Below are 5,726 nucleotides of genomic sequence, written 5' to 3'. Positions count from 1 at the left end.
CGTCGCTTTCTTTCTGTGTGTGTGTGTGTGTCTCTCTTTTAAACCCCCCACCCCTGTGTGCCTCCCGCGCTGTCCCCGGCGCCCCCGGCCGCCCCCGGGGAGACCTGTGGTCCGACCGCTCCTAATCGACCTTGTAGTCCTGCCCGAGGACGACGGAGACATCGGCGTTGGCCGCCGCCTTGCCCTTCTCGACCGCGCTCACGGGCAGCCCCAGCGTCTTCGCGGTCTCCTCCGCCTGTTCCTTCTTGGACGCGTCCCCGTAGGTGACGCGTGAGGAGGCCACGGCGTCGGCCGTACCGGCGTCCACGAAGCTGTAGCCGCCGTTGACCAGCGCGATCCTGGCGGACTCGGCCGCGTCCTGGTTCCCGCTCGCGTTCTTCACGCCGACGCGCAGGGCGTCGCCCTGCTCGGGCGCGGTCACCGAACCGCCCAGGATGTCCTTCACCACGGTCTCGGTGGACTCCTCGCTGAGGGTGCCGTTCGCCTCGGCGGGCAGGACCGTCGTCTTGTAGTCACCCACCTTGGCGTGCTCGGCGAGCTTGGCCAGGGCGGCGCCGAGGTCCTTCTCGGTCAGCGACGGGTCCAGGATCTGTGCCAGGGTCTCGACGGTGACGGTCGCGGTCTTCGGGTCGTCCGAGATCTTCCGCAGGACGCCCTGGAGCACCAGCCCGAAGCGCGTGAGCTGCTTCGCCTCCTCCTCGCCGGGGGCGCGGTAGGTGGCGTAGCCGACGGCCGCCCGTCCGTTCAGGGTCTCCTTCTCGCCCTTGCGGACCAGCGGGTCGTCGCCCTCCTTGGCGGCGGGAATCTCGACGTCGGTGGTCACCTCGATGCCACCGACCAGCTCGACCAGGTTCTCCAGGTACGGGGTGTCGAGCCGCCAGGTGCCGGCGATCTTGGTACCGAGCAGGGTGCCGATGCCCTCGCGGGTGCCGTCCGAGCCGTCCTCGTCGACGGACTTGCCGAGGGTGGTCGAGGCCCCCTCGTCGCCCGCGATGGAGAGGACGTTGGGGAGCAGCACGGTGGTGCCCTGGCCGGTCGTGGAGTTGTTGACCAGCAGCGCCGTGGAGGTGTCCTTCTGCTTGGTGCTGCGCAGGTGTACGACGATCACATCGCGCTTCTGCGTGCCGGAGGCGGTCGTCTGCGGCGCGTCCGACCCGGACATGCCGGGCAACTTGCCCGCGTACCAGAGGTACCCGACGCCTCCGGTGACCGTCAGGGCGAGGACGACGACGAGGGCCACGACGCGGCTGCGGCCCCGGCGCTTGGCCTCCTCGCGCCGCTCGGAGCGGCTCTCGGTGAACTTGAGCCAGTCGATGACGTCCTCGGAGTCCTCGGTGGGCTCCTCTATGAACGCGAACTGTTCGGTCTTGTAGTCGCGTTCCTCACCGTCGGGACGCCGCTGTCCCGGTACGGCGGGCTGCTCGGGCTCCGCCCCGCGCGGGGACCCGGCGGAGGCGGCGGCGCCGGGCGCGGGCGCCGGCTCGGACGCCCCGGTGGCCGAGGGCCGGTCGACGGCGACCGGAGCCTGCCGCTGGGCCTGCTGGGCCTGTTGGGCCTGCTGCTGCTCCTGCTGGGCCGGCTGCGTGCCGGTGTCGTACCCGTACGGGTCGTACCCGTAACCCTGTTGCTGCTGCGGCTGTCGCTGCGGCATCTGCTGGGCGTACGGGTCGTACTGCTGCGGGATCTGTTGCTGCTGTGCCTGTGAGGGCTGCTGCGCCTGCTGTTGATCCTGCTGCTGGGCGTACGGGTCGTAGCCGTACCCCTGTTGCTGCTGTTGCTGTTGCTGTTGCTGCTGCTGTTGCTGTTGCTGCGGCAGGGGCTGCCCATAGGCGTCGTACTGCTGCGGCTGCTGCTGGGACTGCTGGTACACCGGCTGCCCGTACTCGTCGTAACCGACGATCTGGGGCTGCGTGTAGTAGGGGCCGTACGGGTCGTACGGCTGCTGCTGGTCGTTCACCGGTGCCCCTCTCCGTGGCTCAGGCGCCGCGGTACAACTGCCGCTTGTCGATGTAGCGCACGACGCCGTCCGGCACCAGGTACCAGACGGGATCGCCCTTCGCGACCCTCCCACGGCAGTCGGTCGAGGAGATGGCCAACGCCGGAACCTCCACCAGCGAGACCCCGCCCTTGGGCAGTCCGTCGTCCGTCAGATCATGGCCCGGCCGGGTGACCCCGATGAAATGGGCGAGGGAGAACAGCTCCTCGTGGTCCCGCCAGCTCAGGATCTGCGAGAGGGCGTCGGCCCCCGTGATGAAGAAGAGGTCGGCGTCCTCGTTGAGGGACCGCAGGTCCCGCAGCGTGTCGATGGTGTACGTGGCGCCGCCGCGGTCGATGTCGATCCGGCTGACCGAGAACTGCGGGTTGGACGCGGTCGCGATGACCGTCATCAGATACCGGTCCTCGGCCGGCGACACCGCGCGCTGGCTCTTCTGCCACGGTTCACCGGTCGGTACGAACACCACCTCGTCGAGCTCGAACAGCGCGGCGACCTCGCTGGCCGCCACGAGGTGTCCGTGGTGGATCGGGTCGAAGGTACCGCCCATCACGCCGAGTCGGCGCCTGCCGCGCTCGGATCCGGGGCCGGGGCCCTGCTCCGGTCTGTCCGGTCCTGCCGCTCCGCGACCGCTGGACGCTTGCTGGTCTCCCATACGTCCAGAGCCTACTGGCACACCCGTACGCCCCGGTGTCAGCGGTCGCGGTTGAAGCGCGTGGTGATGAACAGCAGCAGGAGCAGCGCGAAGAGGGCGCCGCCGCCGACGAGAACCGGATTCAGGCTTTCGTGGTTGCCGCCCATCTCGGCGCCTTCGGCGAGCGTGACCAGGTGGGCGGCGGTGCCGGTGAGGCTCATCTTCTACGGGCCCTTTTCCTCGGGGGTCTGGGTCCTCCGGAGAGCTGGACTCTCCTGAGGTCTGCGGAGACTTCGCCCACATCGTATGCGGGCCCCCGGGGCACGCTCACGCCGACTCAGTCGTTGTGGTCGTTGTCGCGGTATCCGCGCAGCAGGAACCAGGCGAGCAGCGCTGCTCCCACGAGCAGGACGACCAGCACGATCCGCAGCGTGCTGCCCGCCCCCTGCTCTTCGGAGGCGGCGGCGAGCAGGGTGGCGGTTTCCGGCATGACGGCGGTGCTCCTCGGTCTCTTTCCGGCTGAGATCCGGGCGCTGCCCCGGCACCTCATCCACAGGCCCCCGCCACACGGTAGCCCCAGCGCCTAGTCTGGGGTCCGTCAGGGGGGACGAGCCTTGGATTCTGGACTCGTACGAACAGGGGATATCCATGACCGAAGACCGCAACGAGGCGACCGGCGGCGCGCACGTGCCGAGCCGGCAGCGCAAGCGCTTCCCGGGAATCTCCTCCCGGGCGTACGAACACCCCGCCGACCGCTCGGCGCTGGTCGCCCTGCGCAAGCTCAGCGGTTTCGACACGGTGTTCAAGGCGCTCAGCGCGCTGCTGCCCGAGCGCAGCCTGAGGCTGCTCTTCCTCTCCGACTCGGTGCGGGTGGGCGACGCGCAGTTCGCCCATCTGCACACCATGCTGCGGGACGCCTGCTACATCCTGGACCTGGAGAAGGTCCCGGCGATGTACGTGACGCAGGACCCGCGGCCCAACGCGATGTGCATCGGCCTGGACGAGCCGATCATCGTGGTCACCACCGGACTGGTGGAGCTGCTCGACGAGGAGGAGATGCGGGCGGTCGTGGGCCACGAGGTGGGCCACGCCCTCTCCGGTCACGCGGTCTACCGCACGATACTGCTCTTCCTCACGAGCCTCGCCGTCAAGGTCGCGTGGATCCCGCTGGGCAATGTGGCGATCATGGCGATAGTGACGGCGCTGCGGGAGTGGTTCCGCAAGTCGGAGCTGTCGGCGGACCGGGCCGGTCTCCTGGTCGGACAGGACACGCAGGCGTCGATGCGCGGTCTGATGAAGATCGCCGGTGGTAACCACCTGCACGAGATGAACGTGGACGCGTTCCTGGAGCAGGCCAAGGAGTACGAGGAGGGCGGCGACCTGCGTGACTCCGTCCTGAAGATCCTCAATGTGCTCCCGCGCACGCATCCGTTCACGACGGTCCGGGCCGCCGAGCTGAAGAAGTGGTCCGAGAGCCGGGACTACCAGCGGATCATGGACGGCCACTACCCGCGCCGCGACGAGGACAAGGACACGTCGGTCACGGACTCGTTCCGCGACTCCGCCTCGCACTACGCGGACACGGTCCGCAGCAGCAAGGACCCGCTGATGAAGCTGGTGGGCGACATCGCGGGCGGCGCGGGCGACCTGGGCGGCAAGCTGCGCGACCGGTTCACGGGCGGCGGGAACAGCGGCGGGAACGGCAACGGCGGCAACGGCGACGGCGCCTCGGACGGCGACGGCGGCGGGACCGGCGGCAAGGGACCGGTCAAGGACTGACCGCACCCCCTCCGTCAGGCCGTCAAGCCGTCGGGCCGTCGGACCGTCACGGCGACGGGCTCGGCTCCGCCGCGCGGGAGAGCGCCCCGCAGAGCGGCGGATGTACCGGGCCCGTCGCGTACGGATCGGTCGCCGCCGGTTCGTGGGGGCGGGCGCGCTCACCGGCGAGCAGCGGGCGCAGCGTCCTGGGCGGCTCGGCGGAGCAGGACTGGGGCCCGGCCTGGACCTCGCTGGTCACCACCTGGGTCTGGTGCCGGGGCAGGTCCTCCACGCCGAAGCGGAAGCGCATCTCGCGCCGGACGGTGAAGAGCGAGGCGTCCCGTACGGGGCGGCTGTCCGAGGCGGCGGGCCGCAGCGGATAGACGAAGACATGATCGGAGCTGACCTCCAGCGTCCCGGGCTCCGTCTCCCGGTACCGCAGCGTGCCGTGGACGCGTACCTGCTCGTCGGCGCGCGCCACCTTCGCCGGGTCGAAGCGGACCAGCCAGCCGATCGGGTCGTGGTGCCCGTCGTCGGCCGGATCGGTGAAGCTGCGGTCGAACTGGCCGAGTTGTCCGGGGTCCAGGAGTACCCGTACGGGGCGCAGGGTGCGCCCGGCGAGGACGTCGGGGTCGAGCGAGGAGGCCACGAGGTAGTCCTTGACGATGCTCAGCGCGGCCATCACCTGGCCCTCCGCGAAGTCACCGGCGGTCCGGGCCGCGGGCAGGGTGATCCCCGCCGCGCCGGTCCTGAACTGCGCGGCGGGGCTGCGGGCGAGGAGTTCGGCGGGCGCCCCGCCCGGCACGGGTCCGGCGGGGGCGAGCGGGATCACCGAGGTACGGGCCTGCTCGACGCCGCGGAGCGCGGGCGGCCGGTACGGGTTGCGCAGCCCGAGGTAGATCGCGGTGCCGAAGGCCACCACGAGGATCAGCAGGAGCAGCAGGAACTGCCGCGGGCCGTTCCTGAACCGCTGCCGGCGCCCGGGGACGGGCGGCGGGCCGGGCGGCAGCCTGCGGACTGCGTGGGCGTGATCGCCCATGCGCTCCCGCGCGGAGTACTCCTGGAGCCGGGCCGCCCGGATGAACGACTCGTCGAAGACCACCGAGCGGTACTCGTCGTCCTCGCCTCCGGGGAGCCCCTCAGGATGTTCTCCCTCGGGTGGGTCTCCACGCCCTGCCATACCTTGAGGGTAGGTCGGCGCGGGCGAACGTAAACGCCGAGCCGACCGTCGAGTTCCGCATGACACCCGTTCGGCCGTTCGGGTAGCCGCCCGCCCCCCCCGGGCGCGCCCCGCGCCCCGCGCGCGCGCGCGCCCCACGCCCCCACACCCCAGCGCCCCCC

The 5,726-nt window shown here is 70.8% G+C and carries 6 protein-coding genes; 1 reads left to right on the top strand and 5 read right to left on the bottom strand.

The window, feature by feature from the left end; translation table 11 throughout:
- Positions 1 to 121: 121 nt before the first annotated feature.
- From ACFXPK_RS32360 to ACFXPK_RS32345, 4 genes are all read right to left on the bottom strand, one after another.
- Positions 122 to 1,957 carry an LCP family protein gene (locus ACFXPK_RS32360; protein ID WP_385080720.1) on the bottom strand — a complete coding sequence of 612 codons (1,836 nt, stop codon included), beginning with the start codon at positions 1,955 to 1,957 and terminating at the stop codon, positions 122 to 124.
- Positions 1,958 to 1,976: 19 nt separating this feature from the next.
- Positions 1,977 to 2,648: a nicotinate-nucleotide adenylyltransferase gene (gene nadD, locus ACFXPK_RS32355; RefSeq protein WP_385000054.1), complete on the bottom strand. Its 672-nt coding sequence runs from the start codon at positions 2,646 to 2,648 to the stop codon at positions 1,977 to 1,979.
- Between the two features lie 38 nt (positions 2,649 to 2,686).
- On the bottom strand, positions 2,687 to 2,848 hold the full coding sequence (locus tag ACFXPK_RS32350; RefSeq protein ID WP_385000051.1) for a hypothetical protein: 162 nt from the start codon (positions 2,846 to 2,848) through the stop codon (positions 2,687 to 2,689).
- 116 nt (positions 2,849 to 2,964) lie between these two features.
- Positions 2,965 to 3,117, bottom strand: coding sequence for a hypothetical protein (locus ACFXPK_RS32345; protein WP_385000048.1), 153 nt, complete (start codon positions 3,115 to 3,117; stop codon positions 2,965 to 2,967).
- Positions 3,118 to 3,275: 158 nt separating this feature from the next.
- Between ACFXPK_RS32345 and ACFXPK_RS32340 the strand changes: the two genes are divergently transcribed.
- Positions 3,276 to 4,406, top strand: a complete 1,131-nt coding sequence (locus ACFXPK_RS32340) for a M48 family metallopeptidase (protein WP_385080718.1) — start codon at positions 3,276 to 3,278, stop codon at positions 4,404 to 4,406.
- 46 nt (positions 4,407 to 4,452) lie between these two features.
- On the opposite strand, the gene ACFXPK_RS32335 is transcribed toward ACFXPK_RS32340, so the two are convergent.
- Complete coding sequence (locus ACFXPK_RS32335) at positions 4,453 to 5,565, bottom strand: hypothetical protein (RefSeq protein WP_385080716.1); 1,113 nt, start codon at positions 5,563 to 5,565, stop codon at positions 4,453 to 4,455.
- Between the last annotated feature and the right edge of the window lie 161 nt (positions 5,566 to 5,726).

This window comes from Streptomyces sp. NPDC059142 (assembly GCF_042755665.1).
Classification (GTDB): domain Bacteria; phylum Actinomycetota; class Actinomycetes; order Streptomycetales; family Streptomycetaceae; genus Streptomyces.
This window is presented reverse-complemented; position numbering and strand designations above follow the sequence as displayed.

Bases quoted from the DNA above. Each gene is read 5' to 3' on its own strand.
- nadD (WP_385000054.1), bottom strand. From the start codon at position 2,648: ATGGGAGACCAGCAAGCGTCCAGCGGTCGCGGAGCGGCAGGACCGGAC.
- ACFXPK_RS32345 (WP_385000048.1), bottom strand. From the start codon at position 3,117: ATGCCGGAAACCGCCACCCTGCTCGCCGCCGCCTCCGAAGAGCAGGGG.
- ACFXPK_RS32340 (WP_385080718.1), top strand. From the start codon at position 3,276: ATGACCGAAGACCGCAACGAGGCGACCGGCGGCGCGCACGTGCCGAGC.
- ACFXPK_RS32335 (WP_385080716.1), bottom strand. From the start codon at position 5,565: ATGGCAGGGCGTGGAGACCCACCCGAGGGAGAACATCCTGAGGGGCTC.
- ACFXPK_RS32350 (WP_385000051.1), bottom strand. From the start codon at position 2,848: ATGAGCCTCACCGGCACCGCCGCCCACCTGGTCACGCTCGCCGAAGGC.